Consider the following 26,961-nt stretch of genomic DNA (forward strand, 5'->3'; position numbering starts at 1 on the left):
GAACCTGGTACACGCCACATGACACTGACGCCCACAACACCGGCGACCCTGCCGCCTATGGCACTGACGATGGGCGACGCCGCCGGCATCGGCCCCGAACTCGCCCTCCAGGCCTGGAAAGACCGTTTCGCCGATAAATTACCGAAGTTCGTACTCTACGCTGACGTCGATATGATGCGCGCAGTCGCTCGCGCGGCCGGCGTCGATCCCGCCATCATCGTGCCCGTGGCGGACGCGTCGGCCGCGGCGCAGATCTTCGACGATGCGCTGCCGGTCATTCCCATTCCGCTCGCGGAGCCTGCAAGGCCCGGCGCGCCCAGTGTCACTAATGGCCCCGCAACGATCCTCGCTATCCGCCGCGCCGTCGCCGATGTCGCCGCGGGACGCGCCTCCGCGGTTGTTACGAACCCGATCGCGAAGTCGGTGCTCTACGGCGCAGGCTTCGAGTTTCCCGGACATACCGAGTATCTGGGCGCGCTCGCCGCGGAATTTTGGCCGGGAGCGCCGTCCGTCCCCGTGATGATGCTCGCCTCGTCGCAGTTGCGCGTGGTCCCGCTGACGATCCACGTCGCGTTGAAGGACGTGCCTTCCCTTCTGACTTTCGATAAAATCGTTGCAACCGCACGCATCATGGCGGCATCGCTCAAACGCGACTTCGGCATTTCAAATCCCCGCATCGCCGTTGCAGGACTGAACCCGCACGCGGGCGAAGACAGCGCTCTAGGCTCGGAAGATGCCGAGATCATACGGCCGGCCGTCGAGGCTCTGAAAGCGGAGGGGCTTGACGTGACGGGCCCCCACGCCGCCGATACGATGTTTCACGACGCGGCGCGAAAGACCTATGATGCGGCGCTCGCCATGTATCACGATCAAGGATTGATCCCGATCAAGACGCTCTCATTCGACGAAGGGGTCAACGCAACGATCGGCCTGCCGTTCGTCCGCACCTCACCCGATCACGGCACGGCATTTGCGATCGCCGGCAAAGGGCTCGCTTCGGCGGCAAGCCTTAAAGCCGCTCTGAAACTCGCCGGCGAGATGAGCGCACGCAGATCTCTCGCGACCGCACCATGAAAGCCCCCGCGCCCCTTCACCGTGAAGGCCCCGATGGACTGCCGCCACTCCGCGATGTCATCGAACGCTACGGCCTCAGCGCCAAGAAAGCTCTTGGCCAGAATTTTCTGCTCGACCTCAATCTGACGCGCAAGATCGCACGCCTCGCCGGCGATTTGAGCGAGCGCACGTTTGTCGAAGTCGGCCCCGGACCCGGCGGACTGACCCGCGCACTTCTGATCGAAGGCGCGAAACGCGTCATCGCAATCGAACGCGACGATCGCTGTCTCCCAGCGCTTGCCGATATCGCGGCGCGCTTCCCGGGACGGTTGGACGTCCACGCGGACGATGCCCTCAAAGTCGATTGGCCGAAACTGCTGGAAGGCGCCGGCCCGGTGACGGTCGCGGCAAACCTTCCCTACGGCATCGCCTCGCTGCTCCTCGTGAACTGGCTCGAAACCGAGCCCTGGCCACCATGGTACGACCGCATGGTTTTGATGTTCCAGCGCGAGGTTGCCGAACGCATCGTCGCCGCGCCGAAGTCGAAGGCCTACGGCCGGCTTTCCGTTCTCGCGCAGTGGCGAACGGAGGCAAAGATCGTCCTCAACCTGCCGCCAGAGGCTTTCACGCCGGCCCCGAAAGTTGCATCAGCTATTGTCGAGTTTCGCCCGCGGGCAAAGCCCGAACCCGCCTGCCGCGTTGCGACGCTGGCCCGCGTGACGGGCGCAGCCTTCGGTCAACGCCGCAAGATGCTCCGTTCGAGCTTGAAGCAACTGACGCCGTTTCCTGAGCTTCTTCTCCAGCGCGCCGATCTATCGCCCGAAAAGCGCGCGGAAGAACTTTCCGTTTCGGACTTCGCCCGTCTCGCGGCCATTTTGGACGAGGCCGGCGCGGCGAAGGACTAAAGCGCCGACTGCAATTTGCGAACGAAGTCGGATAGCCCCAAGAGCCGCGCCCGCTTCAATCGTTCGGCCGAGAGGATCGACAGCGCCGCAGCGGTGCTCTTCTCGATCTCAGAGTTGACGATCACGTAATCGTATTCCGGCCAGTGGCTGATCTCGGAAGACGCCGCCGCCATGCGTTTCGCAACGACGTCGGCCGGATCCTGCGCACGCGATTTCAGCCGGCCCTCTAGCACGTCGCCCGACGGCGGGAGAACGAACACCCGCACGACGTCTCCCGGCATTTTGCCGGACAGCTGCTGTGCGCCCTGCCAATCGATATCGAACAGAACGTCCCTGCCCTGGCGAATGGCATTTTCGACCGGCGCATGGGGCGTGCCGTAAAAGTTGTCGAAGACGCGCGCCCATTCGAGCAGCTCGCCTCGCTCTTTCATTCTCTCGAACGTCGCATGGTCGACGAAATGATAGTCGACGCCGTCCGTTTCGCCGGGACGCGGTTGCCGCGTCGTAACGGAAACCGACATCTCGATGTTGTCGTCGGCCGCGAGCACGCGTCGGGCAAGCGTCGTTTTCCCCGCACCCGACGGCGACGAGACGATGTAGAGCAATCCCCGGCGCGCGATGTGCGGGCCGGCAATGCCCCCGTTATCGATTGAATTGTCCGCGGGGTTCTTGGTCATTCTATTCGACATTTTGCACTTGTTCGCGAAGCTGGTCGATGACCGTCTTCAACTGCAGGCCGAGCCGGGTGACGTCGACCGCGTTCGCTTTCGAGCAAAGCGTATTGGCTTCGCGGTTGAATTCCTGCGCCAGAAAATCAAGCTTCCGCCCGACTGCCCCAGGTTCGCTGATGATATCGCGTGCGCCGGAGACGTGGGCGGCAAGCCGTTGCAGTTCTTCCTCGACGTCGGCACGCGTCGCCATGAGCATGRCTTCCTGATGGAGCCGGTCTTGATCGAGTGCGGCTGTCGTCTCGAAGAGACGGGCCATCGCATCCTTCAACCGCGCGACGATGGCTTCCGGCGACCGGGAAGGCGATGCACGCACCTCTCCCGCCAGACGTTCGATCTGAGCGAGCTGATCGCGAACGATATCGGCGAGACGCGTGCCCTCGGCGCGCCGCGCTTCGGCAAGCTTATCGAGCGTGGCCGCGAGACTGCGCAAGACCGCGCTTTCACGAGCCGCACGCACTTCGCTGTCCTCGACCGCTTGATCCGCGGTCTCGAGCACGCCTTTGATCATGAGGAACTGTGCTGCATCGGGCTTCGCCGCACCCGATAACGCGGATACCCGGTCGGCGGCCTTCATCACGTCGGCGAGCACGAGTTCGTTCAAACGCACGGAGCCGTTGCCCTGCTGCCGTTCGAGCGCGAGGGAGAGCGCAATGCTTCCGCGGGCAAACCGCTTTGAAACGGCGTCGCGCGCGGCGACTTCGAGCCCCTCGTAGCCCGGCGGCAGGCGCAGCCGAACGTCGAGGCCGCGCCCGTTGACGCTGCGCGCTTCCCACGTCCACGCCAAGCCATCGGCCGAGCCATCGACACGGGCAAATCCCGTCATGCTGGAAATTGTCATAAGGAAAGGTCTCGTCGACGGGGTGAGCTAGCGGCGCGCAACTTAACGGGTCACGCCGCCCCCGCCAACAGGAGTTGTGATCAGGTGCGCTCTATTGCTTCTTCGGTTTCCGGACGGGCAAGGGAACGTCCGTCGTATTCGCCGAAGAAACCGGAGCTTCCGACCCGTCGTCGGCGCCGTTGGCTGAGGGCGCCGGAGCTGAGGTCTTGGCGGCTTTCTGCCCCTTCGTGGTGGCTGGGCTCTTCGGCGCGTAATCGGGCCCCTGAGGGATCGGAACCGTGCCCGTGTCCTGATCCGGCGTGTCGCTTGCCCCCTGCTTGGCTTTCGCCTGCTTCTCGACCGCCCGCCATTTCTGGACGGCCGAATTGTGATCTTTCAGCGTTTCCGAGAAAGTATGGCCGCCAGTACCATCGGCGACGAAATAGAGATCGGACGTTTTCGCCGGATGCAGTGCGGCCTCGATCGTGGATTTGCCCGGGTTGCAGATCGGCCCCGGCGGCAAGCCGTTGATCTGGTAGGTGTTATACGGCGACTTGGTATCGATATCGGCCCTCGTGATGCCGCGGCCAAGAACGCCCTGCCCGCCGACGATGCCGTAAATGATGGTTGGATCGGATTGCAGCCGCATCCCCTTCCGCAGCCGATTGTAGAAAACGGCCGCCACGCGATCGCGCTCGTCCTGACGACCCGTTTCCTTCTCGACGATCGAGGCGAACGTCACCAGCTCTTCGACGGATCTGACGGGGAGATCGGGATCGCGCTGCTCCCAGAGTTCCGTCATGACCTTCTCCATCCCGTCCCGCATCCGGTCCAGGATCTCGTTCCGAGAAGCGCCCTTCGAAAAATAATAAGTATCGGGAAGCAGCGTGCCTTCGGCGGGAATGCTCGTGATCTCGCCGCTGAGGTTCGGCTCGGCCTTGAGCCGCTCGACGATCTGCTCGCTCGTCAGGCCTTCAGGTAAGGTCGCCTTGTAGAGGATCGACTTGCCCTCGGCGAGCGTATCGATCACCTCCCGCATGGAGGCGTGTTCCTTGATTTCGTATTCGCCGGCGCGAAGCTCGCTCGTCTTTCGGCCGCCGAGGAAACCTTGCAGCAGATAGCCGCCGACGAAGGTCCATCGATTGGTGATGACGCCTTCTTTTTCCAGGCGCTCGGCGATCGCGATCCGGCCTTCGCCCTTGGGGATCACGACGGTGCGCGGCGCATCGAGTGGGCCGGGACTTTCGAACTGATTGAAAATGGCGAACGCTGTTCCGCCGACGAGCACCATCACGATGAGAGATACCGTCAGGACGCTGCTGATGACGCGCACGAACCCGCTAATGGCGCGCGACGGCTCACGGGCCTGGACGCCGCGCGGACGACCCGGCGCGCGACCCGGCTCTAACCGTTCGGCGGGGCTTCGAGCTCCAGCAGTCCGAGACGTTCTGTTCCCGTCCGGCCGCTTTCTGTTTTGACTCATGATACCGCGAGCACCGTCATTGAAAGAGCGCTGCGTACGAGATTTGTTGCCTCGAATTGCGCTGCTCCATCCCCCACCACCCGCGCGGGACGCTCAACGTAAAATGTGGCAAAAACCCGTACCCGCCGCAGCTTTCACGCGACGCGGCGGAGAACGAGCGACGCATTCGTCCCGCCGAAGCCGAACGAATTTGAAAGCGCGATATTGATATCACGCTTTTGTGCCTTGTGAGGCACAAGATCGATCGCCGTCTCGACCGATGGATTATCCAGATTGAGCGTCGGAGGAGCGATGTTATCGCGGATCGCGAGAACGGAGAATATCGCCTCGACCGCGCCAGCTGCCCCGAGCAGATGCCCGATGGCCGACTTCGTCGACGACATCGCAAGCCGCCCCGCGCTGTTACCGAACAGCCGTTCAACAGCTTTGAGTTCAATCTCGTCGCCCATCGGCGTCGACGTGCCGTGCGCGTTGACGTAGTCGATCTCGCTTGGTGCGACGCCTGCTCGCGCAAGCGCGGCCTTCATGCACCGGTAGCCGCCGTCGCCGTCTTCGGCAGGCGCAGTGATGTGATAGGCGTCCGCTGACATGCCGTAACCGATAACCTCGGCGTAAATCTTGGCGCCGCGAGCCTTGGCGTGCTCGTAACTTTCGAGGACGACGACACCGGCGCCCTCGCCCATCACGAACCCATCGCGGTCCTTGTCGTACGGCCGCGAACCCTTTGTGGGATCATCGTTGAAGCCGGTCGAGAGCGCGCGGCAAGCGGCAAAGCCCGCCATCGAGATACGGCAGATCGGGCTCTCCGTTCCGCCAGCCACCATGACATCGGCATCGTCGAGCGCGATGATCCGCGCAGCGTCGCCGATCGCATGCGTACCGGTCGCGCAGGCAGTCACCACCGCGTTGTTCGGACCGCGCAAGTGATGCTTGATCGAAACGTAGCCGCCGGCGAGATTGATGAGGCGTCCCGGAATGAAGAACGGCGAGACGCGGCGCGGGCCCTTCTCCTTGAGCAGGAGGGCAGTATCCGCAATTCCCGAAAGCCCGCCGATGCCCGAGCCGATGAGAACCCCAGCGCGCTCCTGCGCGTCGGAGGTATCGAACTTCAAACCGGAATCCGCGATAGCCTGATCGGCAGCAGCGACCGCATAGATGATGAAATCATCGACCTTGCGCTGCTCTTTCGGCTCCATCCAATCATCGGGATTGAACTTGCCCTCTGACGCAGCGCCCCGCGGAATGAAGTTCGCGATCTGACATGTTATGTCGGAAACTTCGAATTCCTCGATACGCCGTGCACCGCTTTGGCCCGCGAGAAGATTGGACCATGAGGCCTCGACACCGCATCCGACGGGAGTGACGAGACCCATTCCTGTAATGACGACACGGCGCATCGATTTTTTCTTATTTCCCGTTGCATTGATTGCGATCGGCGCTGGGCGCGTAGAGGGGGCCGGTTGCCCAGCCCCCTCTTAATTCTGCCCGGTAGACGCAATTGCGCCAAGGACGAAAAGGAACGGCGGCGCTTTTTAAGCGGCGCTTGCGTTCTTTTCGAGAAACTTGACGGCGTCGCCGACCGTCAGGATGTGCTCGGCAGCATCGTCCGGAATTTCGCAGCCGAATTCCTCTTCGAATGCCATCACGAGCTCAACAGTATCCAAGCTGTCTGCACCAAGGTCGTCGATGAAGCTTGCATTGTCGGTGACCTTGTCGGCCTCGACCCCAAGATGCTCTACGACAATTTTCTTCACGCGCTCTGCGACATCGCTCATCGTCAATCCTCGTGTCTTTCTAATTTTTGGCGGCCTTTTATTGCTCGCCTGTTCGCCCTGCAGAACCCGCTATAAGCCGCATGACAGGATATCAACTTACGGGAAGTTTAGCCTGTTCGGATAGGGGTTCGCCCCGTTCAGAAGTCTTTTTTCGTTAGTCGCCGTAGCGTGAGTCTCAACGCTCGGCATCGTCTCTAACTTGCACGGCCCTGAGTTGTCCCCAGCTTCGCACAGTCCCGATGACGCGATCTCGACGCCTCAAAACCGTGGTGTCGTTAACACACTTCAGCACCAATGCAAAGTACGTGGTGACGCACCATTCGGCATCAGAATGCCTGACCGGCTCAAGGCCAATAAATCAGGCATTCTGGGCGTTTACCAATGCCCAAGGCTGCATCAAACCATCGCCATGCCGCCGTTGATGTGGAGCGTTTGGCCGGTGATATAGCCGCCTTCATTCGAGGCGAGATATAAACAGCCTGCTGCCACGTCCAGCGGCTCGCCAAAGCGTTGCGCAGGAATGATTTGAGCGATCTCGCCCTTCTGCTTTTCAGTCAGAACATCCGTCATCGCCGTCTTGATAAAGCCGGGCGCGATGCAGTTTGCCGTGATCCCGCGTGACGCGACTTCACGTGCGAGCGATTTGGTCATGCCGATCATACCGGCTTTGGACGCTGCATAGTTGCCCTGGCCCGGATTGCCGAAAACGCCCGAAACCGATGCGATGTTGATGATGCGCCCGTACCCGGTCTTGGACCGCATCATGTGGCGCGAGGCAGCGCGGCAGAGCATGAACGTCGAGGTCAGGTTGACCGCGATGACGTCATCCCACTGATCGTCCTTCATCACCATGAAGAGATTATCCTTGGTGAGACCGGCATTGTTGACCAGGATATCCAGCCGTCCGCCGAGCGCCTTCACCGCCTCGTCGACCAGCTTCCCGACGCTTGCACGATCGGCGAGGTCGCACGGAACGACGTGTACCCGGTCACCGAGTTCTTTCGCCAAAGCGTCGAGTGCCTCGACCTTGCGTCCGGAAATCGCGACGGAAGCGCCCGCCTTATGCAGCACTCGCGCGATCTCCGCGCCTAGTCCGCCGGTGGCGCCCGTGACGAGCGCAGTCTTGCCGGTCAAATCGAACATTCAGATCTCCTTATTGAGTGAGTGCGGCGATCGCCGCATCGATATCGGCCGGTGTCCCAACGCTCATCGCGTTGGCACTAGGCGCTGTGCGCTTGACGAGCCCGGCCAGAACCTTGCCTGAGCCGATCTCGTAGAAATCCGTCACCCCGGCCGCAGCCATCGCAGCGACGCATTCGCGCCAGCGAACCGTGCCCGTAACCTGCTCGACGAGGCGCTTTTTGATGTCGTCCGGGTCGGAAATGGGCTGCGCCAGAACGTTTGCAACGACAGGCACCGCAGGAGCGCGAACTGTAACCGATGCCAAGGCTTCGGCCATCGCGTCGGCTGCAGGTTGCATAAGCTTGCAATGGAAGGGCGCAGACACCGGAAGAGGCACCGCGCGCCGAACGCCGAACGCCTTCCCAATTTCCATCACGCGATCGATCGCCGTCTTGTGGCCGGAGAGCACGACCTGTGTCGGCTCGTTGTCGTTCGCGACCTGGCAAACGTCGCCCTGTGCGGCCTCGGCCGCAACTTTCTCGGCCACATCGACCCCGACGCCGAGCAGTGCCGCCATCGCGCCCACGCCGACCGGAACGGCCTTCTGCATGGCGAGCCCGCGGAGGCGGAGGAGCCGCGCCGCGTCTGCCAGCGAGAACGCTCCGGCAGCTGCGAGCGCCGAATATTCCCCGAGCGAATGCCCGGCGACGAACTTCACGTTGTCTGCGAGAGAAAAGCCGCGCTCCTTCTCGAGAACCCGCATGACCGCGACCGAGACGGCCATCAAGGCCGGCTGAGCGTTCTCAGTCAGCGTGAGGGTTTCTTTCGGCCCCTCCCAGATGATCGTCGACAGCTTTTCACCCAGCGCGTCGTCGACCTCATCGAATACGGCGCGCGCCGACGGAAAAGCATCCGCCAGCGCCTTGCCCATGCCGACGTCCTGGCTGCCCTGCCCTGGAAAAACGAATGCGCGTGCCATCGTTTGGAAAAATACCTTGTGCTGGATTGCCGGGAAGCACCCCCACGGCGAGATTTGGCGGCCTTAGTCCACCTGAGCCATCCCGGTGTCAAGAGACGCACGTCTTCGCCCGGCGGCCGGCTCCCCTCTTGGGGAGTCGCCGGGCGCAAACAAAACAGAGGGCTATTTCGCGGGGACAGGCTCACGCAGCAAATCGTCCAGGTCCAGGGCGCGGGTGAACATCGCGATATTCCCGGCGGCGTCGCGCGGCCACTCGGATTCCGGGCGGTCCCAATAGAGTTCCACCCCATTCCCGTCCGGATCATCGAGGTAGAGGGCCTGGCTCACGCCATGATCGCTGGCGCCGGTAAGCCGTACGCCAGCCGAGATCAGCCGTCGCAACGCATCGGCGAGCGCTCCCCTCGTCGGGTAAAGAATGGCGACATGATAGAGACCGGTCGTACCCCGAGGAGGCGCGCTGCCCCCTCGGCTTTCCCAGGTATTGAGCCCGATGTGATGATGATATCCGCCCGCTGAAATGAAAGCCGCCTGGTTGCCTAAACGCTGCGTCAGCTCGAAGCCGAGCACGCCGCAGTAGAAATCAAGCGCCCGCTGGAGATCTGCGACCTTGAGATGGACGTGACCAATTCTGACGCCTTTATCGATCGGCGAAGGCGTAACAGCTGTCGTGCGAGGCTCGTCCATCACGGGTAAAGCTCCCAAATTATCCTGAGCCAGGAAATGGGCGGCCTGCGAGCCCAAGGCAAGGCTCGGCGCCGGTGCTCTCCCCTCGCCGAAAAAAAGCGCCGCGAGACCGCGGCGCCCATGTGAAGGCGGATTGCAGAGTGGCTCCGATCAGCCTTCGACGGTTTCGACTTCGCAAAGCTCTCCGTCGATCAGGTCGAAGAGAACGTCGGTGCCCGACGCTTCGGCCTGGGCCAGGGCTTCCACGAGGTCATCATCGATTGGCGCGACCTTGAGGGCTGCGACATCCGATCCCCCGTTTTCCTGCATCGACGCCTCGCCTTCGCTTTTGGCGGTCGCCTCGTCGTCCTCGACCGCCCAGATCGTTTCCTCGGTATAGGCTGCAAACTTCATGTCTTCTCGTCTCCCTTCACGCGCCGGGACCGTCCCCCGGCACCGCATCTAGGCCATGATTCCAGCGCTTGGCGGGTGACAGTTACGCGGCTATTGAGCAGAAATAGACATTCGTGGCGGGGCGCTGACCGGGTTGCCCTCTGCCCAAATTCCTGTATAAGCCCGCTTTCCCGTCGGCAGGAGGCTGAACGGGGGCTTAGGTTGTACCAGCTGAATGGCCGGTCGAGCCCGAGGGGCGCTTCGCGCGCTGTCCCCCAGTGTCTTCTCCTATTTGGTACCAGATTGGCCTTTCTCGGCCTTTTGGGGCTTTGCGCCGGCGGAAAAGCTGACGTCGAAAGACGTTGAAACTCAAACCGAAAGGCCAACCGTATGCCGCTCTATGAGCATACATTCCTGGCGCGCCAGGACATTACCCAGGCCCAAGTTGAAGCCCTCATGAAGGAATTCCAGGGCATCATCGAAGAGGGCCAGGGCAAGATCACCAAGCAGGAATACTGGGGTCTGAAGAACCTCGCGTTCAAGATCAAGAAGAACCGCAAGGCGCACTACGCCTTCTTCAACATCGATTCCCCGCCTGCAGCCGTCGCTGAAATGGAGCGGCGCATGGGCATTAACACGGACGTCATGCGTTTCATGACCGTCCGCGTCGAAGAACTCGAGACCGAGCCGAGCATCCAGATGCGCAAGCAGGATCGCGACGAGCGCGGTGATCGCGATCGTGGCTTCGGCGGCCCCGGTGGCGGCCGTGGCGGCCCGCCCCGCGGTGATCGCGGATTCGGTGGCGGCGGTCGCGAAGGCGGCTCCACATTCCGGTCGCGTCCTCCCCGTGAAGGCGGCGGCCCACCGCGTGACGGCGACCGCGGTCCCCGTCCCCCGCGTGAAGGCGAAGCGCCCCGCGCGCCCGCACCCCGTCGTGATTCCACACCTGGCTCGGAGGGCTAACCAATGGCTGAAATCGCCTCTTCAGGCGGCGGAGCCCGCCGTCCGTTCCAACGTCGCCGCAAGACCTGCCCGTTCTCGGGCGCCGGCGCACCGAAGATCGATTACAAGGACGTCCGTACGCTCGGCCGTTATATCTCCGAGCGCGGCAAGATCGTTCCGAGCCGCATCACGGCTGTCTCGGCGAAGAAGCAGCGCGAGCTGGCACGCGCCATCAAGCGCGCTCGCTTCCTCGGCCTGCTGCCTTACGTGATCAAGTAATACCGAAGGCGGAGCGGCCCCTTGTCGCTCCGCCTCTCTTTCTTTCAATACGTTGGGTCGGAACGGGGAACCGGATCTGGCTCTAACCGCACAGATCGCGGGACAGCAAACGAATGCAGTCGAAAGCTTTCATACTCGCCCTCGCCGCCGGATTGATCTCGGCGGTGGTCTTCGCGTCTGCGACGACCGGCGCTTTCCTGCTCCGCATCATTCTCTTTCTGCTGACGCCGCTCCCGATCTATCTGGCGGGGCTGGGCCTCGGCGCTGCTGCGGCCGGCATCGCTGCGATCACCGCGACCGCTATCGTATTGTTGATCGCCAATCCGCTCGCAGCCCTCGTCTACGCCATCAGCACGGCGGCTCCTGCAGTCGTCTGCACGCGTCTCGCACTCCTCAGCCGCACAGAGGGAGACGAACGCCAATGGTATCCGATCGGCCGCGTTGTCGTTGCCGCCGCGATTTTCTCGGCTGTCTTTGCGATGCTCGCGCTGATGCTGATGGGCGGCGACGTCGAGACGCTGACGAAGTTGTTGCGCACCGTCGTCGAGAGTTTCGTCAAGACCGAGCTCTCGCAGGTGCCGGGCGCTCCCGCGATCGGTCCGAGCGAGATCGATTCCATCACGCGCTCGACGCTGTCATCGTTGCCTTGGGCGCTGGGTCTTCTCTCCATGGGAACGATCCTGCTCAATCTGTGGATCGCCGGACGGATTACGGTCGCCTCGGGGCGCCTTCAACGTCCATGGCCGGATCTTGCGGCATTCACGATGCCGGCGAGCGCGGTGTTCGTGCTGCTGATCGCGATCGCACTGTCGTTCGTCGATGGGATCGCGGGACTTTTCGCTGGGGCGGTCGCAGCCCCTTTCACGTTCGCATTTGCTCTCGTCGGCCTGGCAGTCGTTCATTCACTGACGCGCGGCTCGCCATGGCGGACATTCATCCTAACCGCTCTCTACACCGGCCTTGTGTTCCTCCCCTACATCGGTCTGCTCCTCGCAGTCACGGGCTTGGCGGAAACCGTCTTTCACTACCGAACGGCCGGCCGGCCCCCTGAAACACCATCCACCTGACAATTTGATTCAACGCATCCAACAGGAGCTTCAAACTATGCAAGTCATTCTCCTCCAGCGTATCGGCCGCCTCGGCCAGATGGGCGACATCGTCAACGTCAAGAACGGCTACGCTCGCAACTACTTGCTGCCCCAGAAGAAGGCGCTCCGCGCTACTGAGGACAACAAGAAGGTATTCGACGGCCGCCGCGCACAGCTCGAAGCCGATAACCTCGCACACAAATCGGAAGCCGAAGCCGTATCGGCCAAGCTGCAGGGCCAGACGTTCGTGCTCATCCGCGCGGCCGGCGATACGGGCCAGCTCTACGGTTCGGTCTCGACGCGCGACATCGCGACCGTGATCACCGAAGGCGGCTTCACCGTCGACCGTAACCAGGTCGTTCTCGACAAGCCGATCAAGGCGCTCGGCGTGACGCCCGCCAGAGTTCAGCTGCATCCGGAAGTCGTCGCCTCGATCAATCTGAACATCGCTCGTTCGCAGGACGAAGCCGACAAGCAGGCCCGTGGCGAAAACGTTGCGATCGTGAAGGAAGAAGCGCTCGAGCTCGAAACCTTCAATCCCGACTCGGCATTCGAAGGCGGCGCTGGTCCGGACGACGAATCAGTCTGAGCGCAGACGCATAAACACTGGGTTGCTTGGTCGTGGCGCGAATCCCACGGCCAAGCACTTCCCGAGCGCCATGTTGATAACGGGGATGCTTTACGGGTTGCATGTCCCCAGGCCGCGAATGCGACGCGGAATCTGCTAAGCCTCCCCGCATGGCAAATCCCGCATTCCTCAACACCGAGAAGCTGAAGCAAGCGTCGTCGGCGGACGAGGCGCTGACCTTCCGTCAACCGCCTCACAATCTCGAAGCCGAACAGGCGCTCCTCGGTGCGATCCTCGTCAACAACGAGGCGCTCGACCGCGTTTCCGGCTTTCTGTCTCCCGAACATTTCTTCGATCCGCTGCATGGGCGAATCTACGAAACGTTGGCGACGCTCATTCACGCCGGCAAGACGGCGACGCCGATCACCGTCAAAACATTCTTCGAGAACGTCGAACCGATCGACGCGAACATGACGGTGCCGCAATACCTCGGCCGTCTCGCAGCCAACGCAACGACGATCATCAATGCCGCCGAGTACGGCCGCACAGTCTACGATCTCTCGACGCGCCGGTCGTTGATCATCATCGGCGAAGATCTGGTCAACACCGCCTACGACAGCGCCGTCGACCACCCGCCCCGGTCACAGATCGAGGAAGCGGAAAGCCGCCTCTACTCGCTCGCCGAGCAGAACAAGTACGGCAAGGGATTCGAGTCGTTCAAATCCGCGCTGATCACCGCCGTCGAGATGGCGAACAGTGCGTTCCAGCGCGCAGGTCATCTATCGGGCGCATCGACCGGCCTCTCCGATCTCGACAACAAGCTCGGCGGATTGCAGCGGTCGGATCTCATCATCCTCGCGGGCCGTCCGTCGATGGGTAAGACCGCGCTCGTCACGAACATCGCCTACAACGTCGCCAAGGCTTACCGGGCCGAGCGCCAACCGGATGGGTCGAACAAGACAGCCGATGGTGGCATCGTCGGCTTCTTCTCGCTCGAAATGTCGTCCGAGCAGCTCGCAACGCGTATCCTCGCCGAGCAAGCAGAAATCAGCTCGGAAAAGATCCGCCGCGGCATGATCGATGAGAACGAATTCCGTAAGCTCTCCGAAGTCGCCTCCGAGATGTCGCGCATCCCGCTTTACATCGATCAGACGGGCGGCATCACGATCGCGCAGCTTTCAGCGCGAGCGCGAAAACTGAAGCGCCAGCACGGCCTCGATCTTCTCGTGGTCGACTACCTCCAGCTGCTCGCCGGATCGAAAGCGAGCAGCAGCGCCAACCGCGTGCAGGAAATCACCGAAATCACGACGGGTCTCAAGGCGCTCGCGAAAGAACTGGCCGTACCGATCATCGCGCTCTCGCAGCTTTCTCGTCAGGTGGAGCAACGCGAAGACAAACGCCCTCAGCTTTCCGATCTCCGTGAATCGGGCTCGATCGAGCAGGACGCCGACGTCGTCATGTTCGTCTTCCGCGAAGAATATTACGTCGAGCGCACGAAGCCTGCCGAAGGAACGCCCGAATTTGCCGATTGGATGACCAAGATGAGCCTGGTATCGGGCAAGGCTGAAGTCATTATCGGCAAGCAGCGTCACGGTCCCGTCGGCACGGTCGAATTGGCCTTCGAAGGCCAATACACGCGCTTTGGCAATTTGGCTCGGGACTATATGGTGCCCGAGCGTTAAGTGATCGGGTGGAAACGGCGAGATGACGGTCAATATGCGCATGCCGGAAAGCCTAGCCAGCGCCACCGGTACGATCACGGTTGATCTCGCGCAAATCGTGACGAACTGGCGGGCGCTTGCAAACAAGGTCGCGCCGGCCCAGTGCGCAGCCGTCGTGAAAGCCGATGCCTATGGCCTCGGAGCCGAGCGCGTCATCGCTGCGCTGGCGCGAGCGGGTTGCGGCGCCTTTTTCATTGCGACGCCCGAAGAAGCCGAACTCGCGCGCAAGATAGCGCCACAAGCCTGCATCTTTGCTTTGGACGGCCTCGTCGGAAATTCCGCTGCGGCTTTCGACCGGCTCGCAGTAACGCCGGTCCTGTCGACCCTCGATGACGTCGTCGCGTGGTCCGCATTGAGCCGGGGACGCGGCGCGAAATTGCCTGCAGCCCTCCACATCGACACTGGCCTCAACCGGCTCGGGCTCCCTCTGCGCGACGTTCGTCGTCTTGCAGCCGAACCCACCATGATGTCGGGCGTCGAACTCAAGCTCGTGATGAGCCATCTCGCCTCCGCCGACAATCCGCGCGATCCAAAAAATCGCGACCAGCTTCTGGCGTTCGAAACGCTCTCGGCGCTGTTCCCCGGCGTTCCGCGAAGTCTCGCGGCATCCGACGGACTGATGCTCGGGCCCGACTTTCATTTCGATCTCGTGAGGCCCGGTTACGCGCTCTACGGCGGACAGGCATCGCAAAGCTCGCCGGCACCAGTAAAGTCGGCGGTGACGGTGGCCGCCCGCATCCTCGCCGTCGCCGATGTCGTTCCTGGCGAGACCGTCGGATACTCGGCGACATGGCGCGCGAGACGCGCGAGCCGGATTGCGACCATCGCTGCCGGTTACGCCGACGGGATACCGCGTAGTGCCAGCGCTCCCGACGGCCGTCCCGGCGGCCACGTTCTCATCAGCGGCCATCTCGCACCCATTGTCGGGCGCGTTTCGATGGACCTCATCACCGTCGACGTCACCGATCTACCCGAAGGCGCCGCAATGCCCGGCGAATTTGCCAAGCTCGTCGCCGAAGGGCTGACGATAGAAGACGCGGGCTTCGCGGCAGGCACCATCGGCTATGAGATCCTGACGCGGCTCGGGCATCGCTTCACGCGTCTCTACCTCGACGACAACCCATAGCAACATGGCAAAAGCCTCTCGATCGTCGCTTTACGTCTGCCAGTCCTGCGGAGCGACCTCCACGCGCTGGGCGGGCAAATGCACCGCTTGCGGCGAGTGGAACGCGCTCATCGAAGAGACGGACGCCGGGCCGCCGCCCGGAGCTGGCGTCACGCGACAAAGCAAGGGACGCGTCGTCAAGCTCGAAACGCTCAAGGGCGACGCTGAGGAAGCACCGCGCTTCTCGACCGGGATCGCCGAGCTCGATCGCGTGACCGGCGGTGGCGTGGTGCCGGGGTCCGCGATCCTGATCGGTGGCGAACCGGGAATAGGAAAGTCGACGCTGTTGCTTCAGGTCGCAGCCCACGTGGCGCGGCGTGGCGGACGCGCGGTCTATTTCTCCGGCGAAGAAGCCGTCGCGCAGGTCCGCCTGCGCGCTGGGCGATTGGGTCTTGCCGACGCTCAAGTCGGGCTCGCATCCGAAACCAATCTCTCGAACATCCTGGCGACGCTCGGAGAGGACCGGCCGCCCGATCTCATCATCATCGATTCGATTCAGACGCTCTGGGCGGACACGCTCGACGCGGCGCCGGGCACGGTGAGCCAGGTGCGCGCCGCGGCTCTCTCCCTCATCCGCTATGCGAAGATGGCGGGCGCCGCCCTCCTCCTCGTCGGCCATGTCACCAAGGATGGCCAGATCGCCGGTCCAAAGGTCATCGAGCACATGGTCGACACCGTGTTGTACTTCGAAGGTGATCGTGGCCTAACCTATCGTATCCTTCGCGCCGTCAAAAACCGCTTCGGGCCGAGCGACGAAATCGGCGTCTTCGAGATGGTTAGCGGCGGCCTGCAGGAAGTCGCCAACCCGTCCGAACTCTTCCTGGGCGACCGCGACAGCCGCAGCCCCGGCGCCTCGATCTTTGCAGGCGTCGAAGGTACGCGCCCCCTGCTCGTCGAAATTCAGGCGCTCGTCGCGCCGTCAGGGCTCGGGACGCCACGCCGGGCCGTTGTCGGGTGGGACAGCAACCGGCTTGCGATGCTGCTGGCCGTGCTCGATGCCCGCTGCGGCGTCTCGTTCAGCAGCCACGACGTCTATCTGAACGTCGCCGGGGGCCTCAAAATAACCGAGCCCGCAGCGGATTTGGCGGCGGCTGCGGCGCTTCTGTCGTCGCTTTCGGGCGTCATCCTCCCTCGCGACGCCGTGTATTTCGGCGAAGTTTCCCTATCCGGAGCCGTCCGCGCCGCCACCATGATGACCTCGCGGCTGAAAGAAGCCTCAAAACTCGGGTTTGGACGCGCATTTCTGCCCGAAAGTGGCGAGATCGATGTTCAGGGGATGAAGTTGTCGCTTTCTCGCATCTCGCATCTCAAGTCGCTTGCAGAGGCAATGACGCCATGCGACTGAATTTCCGAGCGAGTCTGACGCTCGGGGAGCTGTCGATCAGAGAGGGATTCCGGCCATGATCGGTCCGTTCACCTACTTGGACCTGGCGTTGATCGCCGTTGCGTTCATTTCCGGTCTTCTAGCGATGTACCGGGGGTTCGCCCGCGAACTTCTTTCCATCGTGTCGTGGATTGCCGCAGCCGGCGTCGGCTATTGGATCTTCGCGACCAAGAAGGAAATGACCGCGGATATCGCGGCACAAACAAGCCTTCCGCCTCAAATTGCGACAGTGGCTGTGGCGGTCGTGGTTGCATTGATCGTATTGATCATCGTGCACCTGATCACGGCCCGCATCTCAGATGCRATTCTCGACTCGCAGGTCGGCATGATCGACCGGGTTCTCGGCTTCGTCTTCGGCGTGCTCCGCGGGTTCCTGCTCTTCGTTATCCCTTATATGGCGTATGAGGCATTCATCTCGCCGGACAAGGAAAAGCAGCATCCCCTGGTTCGCGACGCCTATTTTCGCGACTACGTGAAATCGACGGGCGAAGCGATCCGGAACGTGCTCCTGCAGGTTATTCCACAGCCTTCGACGACGCCGCCTCCGCCTTCGCCGAACGAACAGCCTGGACAACAAGGCTTTAATGAACAAAAGGGTCGTTCAGTCGCGCTGGTCATTGGCGGCAAGCGGTACTATATGACCGTCGCGTGACGACCGGCGTCGAACATAGCGGATGGTTCGAAGGTTAACCGGCGTATCGGGCGAAGCAGGCCAGCTCAATCGCGGGAGGGTGCCTATGGCACAACAAGGCGGCGTGACCACAATCGACGGTCTGACCTTTACCCGCTATGGCGATGATCGCCTGCGGGAAGAATGCGGCGTCTTCGGAATATTCGACCATCCCGATGCCGCAGCCATAACCGCGCTGGGCCTCCACGCACTCCAGCACCGCGGCCAGGAAGCAGCAGGCATCTGCTCCTACGACGGCCGCAACTTTCACTCCGAGCGCCGCATGGGCCTCGTCGGTGATAACTTCTCCAAGCCAGACGTACTCGCCCGCCTCAAAGGCCGGATGGCCATAGGGCACGATCGATACTCGACGACGGGCGAAGCCCTCATCCGAAACGTTCAGCCACTCTTCGCAGATATTGATACCGGCGGCTTTGCCGTAGCCCATAACGGCAACCTGACGAACGCTCTGACGCTACGGCGCGAGCTCATCTCCTCCGGCGCCATCTGCCAGTCGACATCCGACACCGAAGTCATCCTCCATCTCCTGTCCCGCTCGAAGAAGCGCCGTATCGTCGAACGCCTGGTCGACGCAATCCGGCAGATCGAAGGCTCTTACGCCCTCGTTTGCCTGACCAACGATATGATGATCGGCGTACGCGATCCGATCGGCATCCGCCCCCTGGTCATCGGCCGTCTCGGCACCTCCTACGTTCTCGCTTCCGAGACTTGCGCACTCGACATGGTCGGCGCCGAATTTTTGCGCGAGGTCGACAACGGCGAGGTCGTCGTCATCACTGACGAAGGTCTCGAAAGCCACCGCCCCTTTCCAATCCGCCCGGCGCGGCCGTGCATCTTCGAATACATCTACTTCGCGCGACCGGATTCTCACGTTGGCGGCCAGACCGTTTATGATATTCGCAAGCGGATGGGCATCGAATTGGCCCGCGAAGCGCCGATCGGGGCCGATGTCATCGTCCCTATTCCTGACTCAGGCGTACCCGCCGCAATCGGCTTCAGCCAGCAGAGCGGCATTCCGTTCGAACTCGGCATCATCCGTAACCACTATGTCGGCCGGACCTTCATCGAACCGGAGCAGCGCATCCGCCAGCTCGGCGTAAAGCTGAAGCATTCCGCGAATTCCGGAGTGATCCGCAACAACCGCGTCGTCCTGATCGATGACAGCGTCGTCCGCGGCACGACATCGAAAAAGATCGTGCAGCTGATCCGCGATGCGGGCGCCGCCGAAGTCCATATGCGTATTTCCTCGCCCCCGATCACACACCCCGATTTCTACGGCATCGACACACCGAGCAAAAAGGATCTGCTCGCGGCCAACATGACACTCGAGGAAATGCGGGAATTTATGGGAGCCGACAGCTTGGCGTTCCTCTCGGTCGACGGCATCTACCGCGCCATCGGCCTCGATCATCGCGACGACCGCTCGCCGCAGTTCACCGACCACTGCTTCACCGGCGACTACCCGACGAACCTGACCGATTACGGCGGCGAGGCGGTACCCCGGCAGCTTTCCCTCTTGGCCGAAGTGGGCTGACCCAGGCCTCTGACCGGCCGCTTCTTAGAATTCATAAGTGACACATGACCGACAGCCCTCTTTCGGGTCGCATAGCTCTTTTGACGGGCGCATCGCGCGGAATTGGCCGTGCTGTCGCGCTGGGCCTCGCGAAAGCCGGCGCGCACGTCATCATTGCTGCCCGCTCCGTCGGAGCGCTCGAATCCCTCGATGACGAGATTCAAGCGATCGGCGGCGCCGCGACCCTCCTCCAGCTCGATCTGAAAAAGGGCGACCGTGTCGACCAGGTCGGCCCGACGATCTTTCAGCGCTGGCAGCGTCTCGATATCCTTGTGGCCAACGCCGGCATTCTTGGCCCCCTCTCCCCGCTCGGTCATACGACCGACGATGGCTTCGTCTCGACGATCGACATCAACCTCATTGCCAACTGGCGGCTGATACGCACGCTCGACCCGCTTCTGAAGCGCTCCGACGCCGGCAGAGCCATCTTTGTGACGTCGGGCGCAGCGAGCGGCAAATATGCCTACTGGGGCGCCTACGCGGCATCCAAAGCAGGCCTCGAAGCCCTCGTCAAAACCTGGGCCGCCGAGCTTGTGAATACCCCCGTCAAGGCGAACCTCATCAACCCCGGCGCAACGCGCACACACATGCGCGCCAAGGCGTTCCCGGGCGAAGATGCGGCAACGCTGCCGCCGCCTGAAGCCCTCGCTCCCCTCTTCGTCGAACTTGCGTCGCCCACCTGCGAACGAAACGGCGAAACGGTGAATTTCCGCGAGTGGCGTGAACAGCAGGCTGCGAAGGAAGCATCCCTACGATCGCCGTCCGACGCCTGAGTCTGACCCCCGACGACAGTTTCACGACGCAAAACCAACCCGCCCTCGGAGAGACCAGCCTCCGAAACGGCGTACACGGCCATTCCCGCATAGCAGCGGAGAACTGCTGGCCCCAACCTTGCCTCAATACGGACACAACCTCGCGCGCTTTGACGATCGCGGCCGGGGGGCCGTTCTGGTCCGGCGGAAGCCGGCCAAACAGACTTGGGGAACACAACAGAATGCGCTTAACGAGAAGTCTTGTCTTGCTGCTCATTCTGGCGGGCAGCACGCAAACGGCTTTGGCCGACGCATCGATGGATCGCGTACTCAAAGAGCTCGAACCGGAAGAACGCGCCCATCAAGTCTGCAATTTGCGTGGGCTCGATGCGGTCCGCAAAGGAAGCCACCTGAAGGGCGTCGATCGCGTCACCACCACGCTCCAGAAGCCCGCAATTTTCAAAGACAACGTCGTCATCGCCAAAGGCGGCGCGGTGCGTGCGAAAAATCATTGGTACTTTTTGGATTTCACCTGCGCGGTGAGCGCCGACCAGATGAAAGCGACCTCGTTCGATTACAAACTCGGCGGCGAAATACCCGAGAACAAATGGGAAGATTTCGGCCTCTGGAAATGATGCCGCACACGGACCAACCGGACACCCGCGATCACAACGTCAGGTGAACGAAATCATCATGCCGTCATATGCCGGCTCGACACCCTCGGGCAGTTGCCGCACCAGCGTTTCATAATCGAGCTCGCTCGTCATGTGCGTCAGGATCGTGCGCTTCGGTTTCAAGCGCTCAACCCAACCGAGAGCCTGCTTGACGCTGAAGTGGCTCTCATGCGGCATATGACGCAAGGCATCGACGATCCAAACGTCCAGCCCTTCGAGTAGCGGTAGCGACTCGGCCGGAATGTCGTTGATGTCGGGCGAATACGCGAGGTTCGAGACGCGGTAGCCGAGCGACTGGATCGATCCATGCCACTGGATCACGGGCTGAGCTGAAATCGTACCGCCGCCCCCCGCGATTGCGATCGGCGCAACGCCGTCGATCTCATGGCCGTTGAGCATGGGCATATAGGGTGAGCCCGCCGGCGTTTCGAAGCAGTATTTGAAGCGTGTCTTCAGGCTCTCGCCCGTTTCCTTGTTGAAGTAGACGTCCACGCGCTTCTTCATCGCGAACGCGACCATGCGGAGGTCGTCGATGCCGTGCGTATGATCGGCATGATCGTGCGTGTACAAAACGCCATCGAGGGCCGTCAGCCGGGTCGACAAAATCTGTTCGCGAAAATCAGGTGAGGTATCGATCAGCACGGATGTTCTGCCGCCGGATCCCGTGCGCTCGATGAGTGCCGAACATCTGAGCCGCCGGTTTTTCGGATTGTCGGGATCGCATGAACCCCAGTTCATTCCGATGCGCGGCACACCGCCCGACGAGCCGCATCCCAATATCGTGCACCGGTAGCTCATGCCGCGGCGGACCCGCCGGCTGCTGCTGCAGAGAGCGGCCGTTTCGCTTTGCCGTAGAGCCTGAAGAAATTCTCGGTCGTCGCCCGTGCGATGTCGTCGCCGGTGACGCCCTTGATAGACGCAAGCGCCGCAGCCGTGCGAACGACGAATGCAGGCTCGTTGCGCTTGCCACGGAACGGCATCGGCGCCAGGAACGGCGCATCCGTTTCGACGAGAACCCGATCGAGCGGCACGTCGCGTGCGATCTCGCGTAACGCCTCTGAATTCTTGAAGGTGATCACACCGCTGAACGACACGTAGAGCCCGAGGTCCAATGCACGCATGGCGAGTTCCCGTCCGCCCGTGAAGCAATGGAGCACGGCCGAAAATGCGCCCTTCGCATGTTCGGCCTCGAGAATGGCGATCGTGTCAGCGTCAGCTTCGCGCGTGTGAATTTCAAGCGGAAGCCCCGTTTCACGCGCGGCCGCAATGTGGCGACGGAAGCCCTCCGCCTGCGCCTCCGGCGTCGAATGCTTGTAGTGATAATCAAGTCCCGCTTCACCGATCGCGACGACTTTCGGATGCCGCGAAAGTTCGACGATCCGCTCGACAGCGATGTCGAGTTCCTCGTGCGCGTTATGCGGATGCGTACCGACGGAGCAAAAGACATCGTCGAACCGTTCGGCGATGGCCCTCACATCGTCGAACTTGCGAATGCGCGTCGAGATCGTCACGAGCGTGCCGACACCCGCCTGCTGAGCGCGTGCCACGACCTGATCGAGCTCCGGCGCGAACTCCGGAAAGTCGAGATGACAATGATGATCGACAAGCATCAGGTCTTTTACTCTCCAGAGGCTCGTGTCGGCGGTGCGGCGCGTTGTCCGCTCACTCGGGTTCCACGTAGCGCGGAAAAACGCCCTGCGGTTCGGGTATCCGCGCGCCCGGCTTCAAACGGCCCTTTTCGCCAAGGTATGCAAACGTGCGTTCGTCCTGCGGAATACCGAGGAGATCGAGCAGCTTTGCAGCACTTTCCGGCATCACCGGCTGAACGAGAATGGCGAACTGCCGGACAGCCTCCGCCGTCACGTAAAGGATCGTCGCCATGCGCGCCGGGTCGGTCTTCTTTTTCGCCCACGGCTCTTCCGCCGCGAAATAGCGGTTGGCGTCGGCGATCACGGCCCACACGGCATCGAGATACTTGGTGACGGCTTGCCGCTCCATTTCCGAACGCGCAATCACGTAAAGGCTATCCGTCGCCGACAGGATCGCCTGATCCGCCTCGCTGAGCTGCCCCGGAGCCGGAATAGCGCCGTCGCAGTTTTTGAAGATCATCGACAGCGAGCGCTGCGCAAGATTGCCGAGGTTGTTGGCAAGATCGGCGTTGATGCGATTGACGATCACTTCCGACGAATAGTTTCCGTCCTGCCCGAACATCACTTCACGCAGGAAGAAATAGCGCACGGCATCGCGGCCGTAGGCTTTCACGAGATCGAACGGATCGACGACGTTGCCGACCGATTTCGACATCTTCTCGCCGCGGCTGAACAAGAACCCGTGGGCGAAAACCCGCTTCGGAAGTTCGATGCCCGCCGACATGAGAAACGCCGGCCAGTAGACGCCGTGAAACCGCACGATGTCCTTGCCGATGACGTGGACGTCGGCCGGCCAATACTTCCATTTCGCGCCATCCGTATCCGGATATCCGGCAGCGGTGATGTAGTTCGTCAGCGCATCGACCCACACGTACATCACGTGTTTGTCGTCGCCGGGAACAGGAACGCCCCACTTCAGCGTCGAACGCGAAATCGAAAGGTCCTTGAGACCGGACTTGACGAAGCTTGCGACTTCGTTCCGCCGCTCGACGGGGCCGACGAACTCGGGATTGTCTTCATAGAGCGCGAGCAGCTTGTCTTGATACGCCGACAAGCGGAAGAAATAGCTTTCTTCCTCGTTCCATTCGACTGGTGACCCGAGCGGCTCGCGGCGCACGCCATCCTCGCCGACGGTCGTTTCCTTCTCGTCGAAATACGCTTCCTGGCGCACCGAATACCAGCCACCGTAGCGCGCGAGATAAATGTCGCCGTTCGCTGCCATCCGCTCCCAAATGGCCTGGCACGCCGCATAATGGCGCGGCTCCGTCGTGCGGATGAATTCGTCGTTCGAACCGCCGAGCGTTTCGATCATCGAGCGGAAGATTGCCGAATTCCGGTCCGCCAGCTCGATCGTCGGCACACCCTCTTTCTCGGCGGTCTGCTGCATCTTGAGGCCGTGCTCGTCCGTGCCTGAGAGAAAGAAGACGTCCTTCCCGTCGAGCCGGGCAAACCGCGCCAACGCATCGCTCGCGATCACCGTGTAGGCGTGACCGATATGCGGCTTTCCGTTGGGGTAAAAAATCGGCGTCGTGATGTAATATTTTTCCGCCACTCTCGGTATCTTTCGTTATCGCCGGTCGCAGGATGCGGCCGCGCTCGCCTCAACCGCGGCTCGCGGCCTCGAGGCGCGCGAAAGTTCCGAGGATGAGCGATTTGCGATCAAGGTTGAGGGAAACGACATCAGCCTTGTCGCGGGCCAGTGTTTCCCATAGCTCGGCAAAAGTGGCAAGGCGGCCCTCGCCGATAAGACGCTTTGCGAGGCTAACGTCCCGTTCAGCCCCTTTTCCCGTCGCGGCGGCCGAAATGAGCCGCGCCAGGGACGTTTGCAGAAGATCCATGAACAGCTGAAATTTACGATCCTGCGCCAAGGGCTGCAGCTCGTCAGATAGTGCATGCACCGTTTTGAGGTCGAGCCGCGGAAGACCCGCCAGCACCTGATCGATCCGGGACTGAAGGGCAAGCCCCCCGCCGCCGAGCAGCACCAAGGCCCTGCCGGCGCTGCCCTCAGCGAGAGGCGCGAGCGTTTCCCACTCGTGGGCTTCCGGCACGGCCTTCCCCGCTGCTGTAAGCGCCTGCGCCGCCGCCCGCTTCACATCACTATCCGGAAGTGGCCCCATCGCGATCGTCCTGCACCGCGACCGGATAGTTGGGAGCAAGCGCCCGGGCGACGACGTCATCATCAGGAATATCGTGCGCGCCGGCGGCTCCTCCAGCGATTTGAGCAGCGCATTCGCCGCGTTCTGGTTGAGCTCATCCGCCGTGTCGACGATGACGACGCGCCGCCCCTGCCCGATTGCGCTGAGTGAAAGAAAGTTTTTGAGCTTGCGGACCTCGTCAACCGGAATGGACTGCGGGAAACGCTTCGTCTTTTGATCGTAGGGACGCCGGATGACCAACAGCGACGGATGGGACAGCGCCCGAACTTGCCGATCCGTTCGAGAGTCGGGCTCGATCGCGAGCCCCTGGCCGAAAAGGTCGCGCTCCTCCGGCTGCGCAAGAGCCGCACGCGCGACCTGATAGGCGAGCGTCGCCTTGCCTATCCCCGCCGGTCCCGAAAGCAGCCACGCATGATGCATGCGTTCGCCCGCGAGTGCTTCGGCGAAGACCGATTGCGGGCCCTCCTGGCCGTAGAGCGCACGGGTCTCTCTCGGATTCGGAAAATCGTCCAGCCGATCGGCCTCGGGAAGGACTTCCGCATCCGCGACAAGCGGCGCCCGCGCCATCAATCGGCCTCGGCAAGCAGGTGAGACGACACGGCCTGCCAAACCGCCGTCTCGACACTCGATACGGTCAGGCTCGCATCGATCAGTATGCAGCGTAATGGTTCGGCGTCGGCAATCTCAAGAAAGCCCTCGCGCAGCGTCTCGTGCGTTTCGATGCGTTCCGCGTCATAGCGCGAAAGCGTGCCGCGAAGCTGCGCACGCTCGATACCGGCGCTCGCCGGCAAATCGAGGATCAACGTGAGATCAGGATAATCGGGCGCGACCGTGAAGCGCTCGAGCTGAGCGATGAACTCGGGCTCCAGACCATAGAGCTTGCCTTGATAGACGCGCGTCGAATCCATGAAGCGGTCCGAGATGACCCACGTACCGTCATCCAACGCAGGCCGGATCACGGACGTCACATGCTCGGCTCTCGCCGCAGCGAAGAGCAACAGCTCCGTCACGGGATCCGTCGGATGATCGCGCATGATGAGTTCGCGCACGTCTTCGCCGACCGGGGTGCCTCCCGGCTCGCGCGTGACGATGACGCTGATGCCCGTGCGCTCCAGGCGTTCTGCAAGACGCTTGGCCTGGGTCGACTTTCCAGCCCCCTCCCCGCCTTCGAATGTGATGAATTTTCCGCGTTTCATTGGCTCGCCTCTATTACCGGCGGGCGTAATCTAGAGCGCCAAGCGGCGCAAGGCCATCAGAACAAGTGAATCGACGCCTTGCCGCACGATCCCGCCGTTGAGCACGTCTTCCGACGCATAGAGCGGCACTTCGACCGAAGCGCTGCTGGTACTTGTAATTTTAAGTACCGCAACTTGATCGCCTTTTTTTACCGGAGGTTTCAGCGGCGCCTTATAGACAATTTCCGCCGAGAGTTTTTGGTTGGCCGGATATTTCGGCAACGTGAACATCACGTCGCCCTTGGGAGCGAGCGGCACGTACCATTCCTTGCCGCCCCACACGCGCGCCTTGCCGACGATCTCTCCATCGTCGAAGACTTTGACTTCGCTGAACGACCGGAAACCCCAGTCCAGAAGTTTCGCCGCCTCGTCTTTGCGCTGGTCCGCCTTCTCGAGCCCACTGACGACGACGATCAGGCGCTTGCCGTCCTGCACCGCAGACCCAACGAGGCCGTAGCGAGCGGCGGCGGTGTGCCCGGTCTTCAATCCGTCGGCGCCGATGTTCAGAAACAGCAGCGGGTTGCGATTGATGAACCTGTGTTTGCGGTAGAGGAATTCTTTTTGGCCGAAGACGGGGTAGAATTCCGGATATTCGGTTGCGAGGTAACGCGCCAGCATGGCGAGTTCGCGCGCTGTCATCAGGTGGTTGGGGGCTTCGAGACCCGTTGCATTCGCGAACGTCGATTTGACAAGACCGATGCGACGCGCCTCATCGGTCATCATGCGAGCGAAGGCGGCCTCCGTTCCGGCCATGCTCTCCGCAATACACATGGCGGCGTCATTGCCCGACTGCACGGCGATGCCTTGAATGAGTTCATCCACCGTCGCCTTGGTGTTGACCGGCACCATCATCGCCGACGTGCCCGACGGCGCCCCGCCATTGCGCCACGCGTTGACGCTCATGACGAATTCGTCGGTCTTGTTGATGCGGCCTTCCTTGATCGCCCTGAACAGCACGGCAAGCGTCATGAGCTTGCTCATGCTCGCAGGCGGAGCCAGCTCGTCGGCATTCTGTTGGAACAAGGTCGCGCCCGTCGCCGCATCCATGAGGATGGCGCGCGGTGCTTTCGTCGCAAAAGCAGACTCTGCCGCAATAGCTCCGCCGAACGGCACCCAAAGTGATGCCGCGATCACAACGGCCGCGAACCACATGCTGCAAGTCT

The 26,961-nt window shown here is 62.0% G+C and carries 28 protein-coding genes; 13 read left to right on the forward strand and 15 right to left on the reverse strand.

Annotation, left to right across the window (positions count from 1 at the left end; translation table 11 throughout):
• Window positions 1-18: 18 nt before the first annotated feature.
• Window positions 19-1,074, forward strand: coding sequence for a 4-hydroxythreonine-4-phosphate dehydrogenase PdxA (gene pdxA, locus AC1DK3_RS18555; RefSeq protein WP_477193718.1), 1,056 nt, complete (start codon window positions 19-21; stop codon window positions 1,072-1,074).
• A complete protein-coding gene (rsmA, locus tag AC1DK3_RS18560; RefSeq protein WP_477193719.1) occupies window positions 1,071-1,958 on the forward strand; it encodes a 16S rRNA (adenine(1518)-N(6)/adenine(1519)-N(6))-dimethyltransferase RsmA in 888 nt (295 codons plus the stop codon). Before pdxA ends, rsmA begins: the two co-directional genes overlap by 4 nt.
• On the opposite strand, the gene gmk is transcribed toward rsmA, so the two are convergent.
• The 9 genes from gmk to AC1DK3_RS18605 all read right to left on the reverse strand — a co-directional run bounded on the left by gmk (window position 1,955) and on the right by AC1DK3_RS18605 (window position 9,942).
• Window positions 1,955-2,635, reverse strand: coding sequence for a guanylate kinase (gene gmk / locus AC1DK3_RS18565; protein ID WP_477193761.1), 681 nt, complete (start codon window positions 2,633-2,635; stop codon window positions 1,955-1,957). The genes rsmA and gmk overlap by 4 nt on opposite strands.
• A 1-nt stretch (window position 2,636) precedes the next feature.
• Window positions 2,637-3,527: a YicC/YloC family endoribonuclease gene (locus AC1DK3_RS18570; protein ID WP_477193720.1), complete on the reverse strand. Its 891-nt coding sequence runs from the start codon at window positions 3,525-3,527 to the stop codon at window positions 2,637-2,639.
• A gap of 91 nt (window positions 3,528-3,618) precedes the next feature.
• Complete coding sequence (mltG, locus tag AC1DK3_RS18575) at window positions 3,619-4,839, reverse strand: endolytic transglycosylase MltG (protein ID WP_477193721.1); 1,221 nt, start codon at window positions 4,837-4,839, stop codon at window positions 3,619-3,621.
• A 284-nt stretch (window positions 4,840-5,123) separates the two neighbouring features.
• Window positions 5,124-6,386, reverse strand: coding sequence for a beta-ketoacyl-ACP synthase II (gene fabF / locus AC1DK3_RS18580; protein ID WP_477193722.1), 1,263 nt, complete (start codon window positions 6,384-6,386; stop codon window positions 5,124-5,126).
• A 135-nt stretch (window positions 6,387-6,521) separates the two neighbouring features.
• Complete coding sequence (locus AC1DK3_RS18585) at window positions 6,522-6,764, reverse strand: acyl carrier protein (protein WP_013215676.1); 243 nt, start codon at window positions 6,762-6,764, stop codon at window positions 6,522-6,524.
• Between the two features lie 396 nt (window positions 6,765-7,160).
• Entirely contained in the window at window positions 7,161-7,907 is a 747-nt protein-coding gene (gene fabG, locus AC1DK3_RS18590; RefSeq protein ID WP_092869513.1) for a 3-oxoacyl-[acyl-carrier-protein] reductase, read from the reverse strand.
• A 10-nt stretch (window positions 7,908-7,917) separates the two neighbouring features.
• On the reverse strand, window positions 7,918-8,865 hold the full coding sequence (gene fabD / locus AC1DK3_RS18595) for an ACP S-malonyltransferase (protein ID WP_477193723.1): 948 nt from the start codon (window positions 8,863-8,865) through the stop codon (window positions 7,918-7,920).
• Between the two features lie 162 nt (window positions 8,866-9,027).
• Entirely contained in the window at window positions 9,028-9,549 is a 522-nt protein-coding gene (locus tag AC1DK3_RS18600) for a VOC family protein (protein ID WP_477193762.1), read from the reverse strand.
• A 150-nt stretch (window positions 9,550-9,699) separates the two neighbouring features.
• Window positions 9,700-9,942 (reverse strand): hypothetical protein, encoded by a 243-nt coding sequence (locus AC1DK3_RS18605; protein ID WP_477193724.1) that lies wholly within the window; start codon window positions 9,940-9,942, stop codon window positions 9,700-9,702.
• Window positions 9,943-10,311: 369 nt separating this feature from the next.
• Here AC1DK3_RS18605 and rpsF point away from each other — a divergent pair, with 369 nt between their 5' ends.
• From rpsF to AC1DK3_RS18660, 11 genes are all read left to right on the forward strand, one after another.
• Window positions 10,312-10,884 carry a 30S ribosomal protein S6 gene (gene rpsF, locus AC1DK3_RS18610; protein WP_477193725.1) on the forward strand — a complete coding sequence of 191 codons (573 nt, stop codon included), beginning with the start codon at window positions 10,312-10,314 and terminating at the stop codon, window positions 10,882-10,884.
• Between the two features lie 3 nt (window positions 10,885-10,887).
• Window positions 10,888-11,142, forward strand: a complete 255-nt coding sequence (gene rpsR / locus AC1DK3_RS18615) for a 30S ribosomal protein S18 (RefSeq protein WP_045836217.1) — start codon at window positions 10,888-10,890, stop codon at window positions 11,140-11,142.
• Between the two features lie 113 nt (window positions 11,143-11,255).
• Window positions 11,256-12,209 carry a DUF2232 domain-containing protein gene (locus AC1DK3_RS18620; protein WP_477193726.1) on the forward strand — a complete coding sequence of 318 codons (954 nt, stop codon included), beginning with the start codon at window positions 11,256-11,258 and terminating at the stop codon, window positions 12,207-12,209.
• Window positions 12,210-12,246: 37 nt separating this feature from the next.
• The gene (rplI, locus tag AC1DK3_RS18625; RefSeq protein ID WP_477193727.1) at window positions 12,247-12,819 is read left to right on the forward strand and encodes a 50S ribosomal protein L9; all 573 of its coding nucleotides are present in this window, start codon (window positions 12,247-12,249) and stop codon (window positions 12,817-12,819) included.
• 149 nt (window positions 12,820-12,968) lie between these two features.
• Window positions 12,969-14,480: a replicative DNA helicase gene (locus AC1DK3_RS18630; RefSeq protein WP_477193728.1), complete on the forward strand. Its 1,512-nt coding sequence runs from the start codon at window positions 12,969-12,971 to the stop codon at window positions 14,478-14,480.
• A gap of 22 nt (window positions 14,481-14,502) precedes the next feature.
• Complete coding sequence (gene alr, locus AC1DK3_RS18635; protein ID WP_477193729.1) at window positions 14,503-15,645, forward strand: alanine racemase; 1,143 nt, start codon at window positions 14,503-14,505, stop codon at window positions 15,643-15,645.
• A gap of 4 nt (window positions 15,646-15,649) precedes the next feature.
• Window positions 15,650-17,029 carry a DNA repair protein RadA gene (gene radA / locus AC1DK3_RS18640; protein WP_477193730.1) on the forward strand — a complete coding sequence of 460 codons (1,380 nt, stop codon included), beginning with the start codon at window positions 15,650-15,652 and terminating at the stop codon, window positions 17,027-17,029.
• A 55-nt stretch (window positions 17,030-17,084) separates the two neighbouring features.
• Window positions 17,085-17,720 carry a CvpA family protein gene (locus AC1DK3_RS18645; protein ID WP_339084042.1) on the forward strand — a complete coding sequence of 212 codons (636 nt, stop codon included), beginning with the start codon at window positions 17,085-17,087 and terminating at the stop codon, window positions 17,718-17,720.
• 85 nt (window positions 17,721-17,805) lie between these two features.
• The gene (gene purF, locus AC1DK3_RS18650) at window positions 17,806-19,293 is read left to right on the forward strand and encodes an amidophosphoribosyltransferase (RefSeq protein WP_477193731.1); all 1,488 of its coding nucleotides are present in this window, start codon (window positions 17,806-17,808) and stop codon (window positions 19,291-19,293) included.
• Window positions 19,294-19,337: 44 nt separating this feature from the next.
• Window positions 19,338-20,105: an SDR family NAD(P)-dependent oxidoreductase gene (locus AC1DK3_RS18655; protein ID WP_477193732.1), complete on the forward strand. Its 768-nt coding sequence runs from the start codon at window positions 19,338-19,340 to the stop codon at window positions 20,103-20,105.
• Between the two features lie 221 nt (window positions 20,106-20,326).
• The gene (locus tag AC1DK3_RS18660) at window positions 20,327-20,719 is read left to right on the forward strand and encodes a DUF930 domain-containing protein (protein WP_477193733.1); all 393 of its coding nucleotides are present in this window, start codon (window positions 20,327-20,329) and stop codon (window positions 20,717-20,719) included.
• A 39-nt stretch (window positions 20,720-20,758) separates the two neighbouring features.
• Here AC1DK3_RS18660 and AC1DK3_RS18665 read toward each other — a convergent pair whose 3' ends face one another.
• The 6 genes from AC1DK3_RS18665 to AC1DK3_RS18690 are packed head-to-tail and all read right to left on the reverse strand — an operon-like array spanning window position 20,759 to window position 26,950.
• Complete coding sequence (locus AC1DK3_RS18665; protein ID WP_477193734.1) at window positions 20,759-21,556, reverse strand: MBL fold metallo-hydrolase; 798 nt, start codon at window positions 21,554-21,556, stop codon at window positions 20,759-20,761.
• Window positions 21,553-22,368, reverse strand: coding sequence for a TatD family hydrolase (locus tag AC1DK3_RS18670; RefSeq protein WP_477193735.1), 816 nt, complete (start codon window positions 22,366-22,368; stop codon window positions 21,553-21,555). The genes AC1DK3_RS18665 and AC1DK3_RS18670 overlap by 4 nt, the downstream gene beginning before the upstream one ends.
• A 52-nt stretch (window positions 22,369-22,420) precedes the next feature.
• Complete coding sequence (gene metG, locus AC1DK3_RS18675; protein WP_477193736.1) at window positions 22,421-23,959, reverse strand: methionine--tRNA ligase; 1,539 nt, start codon at window positions 23,957-23,959, stop codon at window positions 22,421-22,423.
• Between the two features lie 49 nt (window positions 23,960-24,008).
• Window positions 24,009-25,130 carry a DNA polymerase III subunit delta' gene (locus AC1DK3_RS18680; protein ID WP_477193737.1) on the reverse strand — a complete coding sequence of 374 codons (1,122 nt, stop codon included), beginning with the start codon at window positions 25,128-25,130 and terminating at the stop codon, window positions 24,009-24,011.
• Window positions 25,130-25,759: a dTMP kinase gene (tmk, locus tag AC1DK3_RS18685; RefSeq protein WP_477193738.1), complete on the reverse strand. Its 630-nt coding sequence runs from the start codon at window positions 25,757-25,759 to the stop codon at window positions 25,130-25,132. The genes AC1DK3_RS18680 and tmk overlap by 1 nt, the downstream gene beginning before the upstream one ends.
• A gap of 30 nt (window positions 25,760-25,789) precedes the next feature.
• Entirely contained in the window at window positions 25,790-26,950 is a 1,161-nt protein-coding gene (locus AC1DK3_RS18690) for a D-alanyl-D-alanine carboxypeptidase family protein (RefSeq protein WP_477193739.1), read from the reverse strand.
• Window positions 26,951-26,961 lie beyond the last annotated feature (11 nt).

The organism is Hyphomicrobium sp. 01T421, from assembly GCF_056398805.1.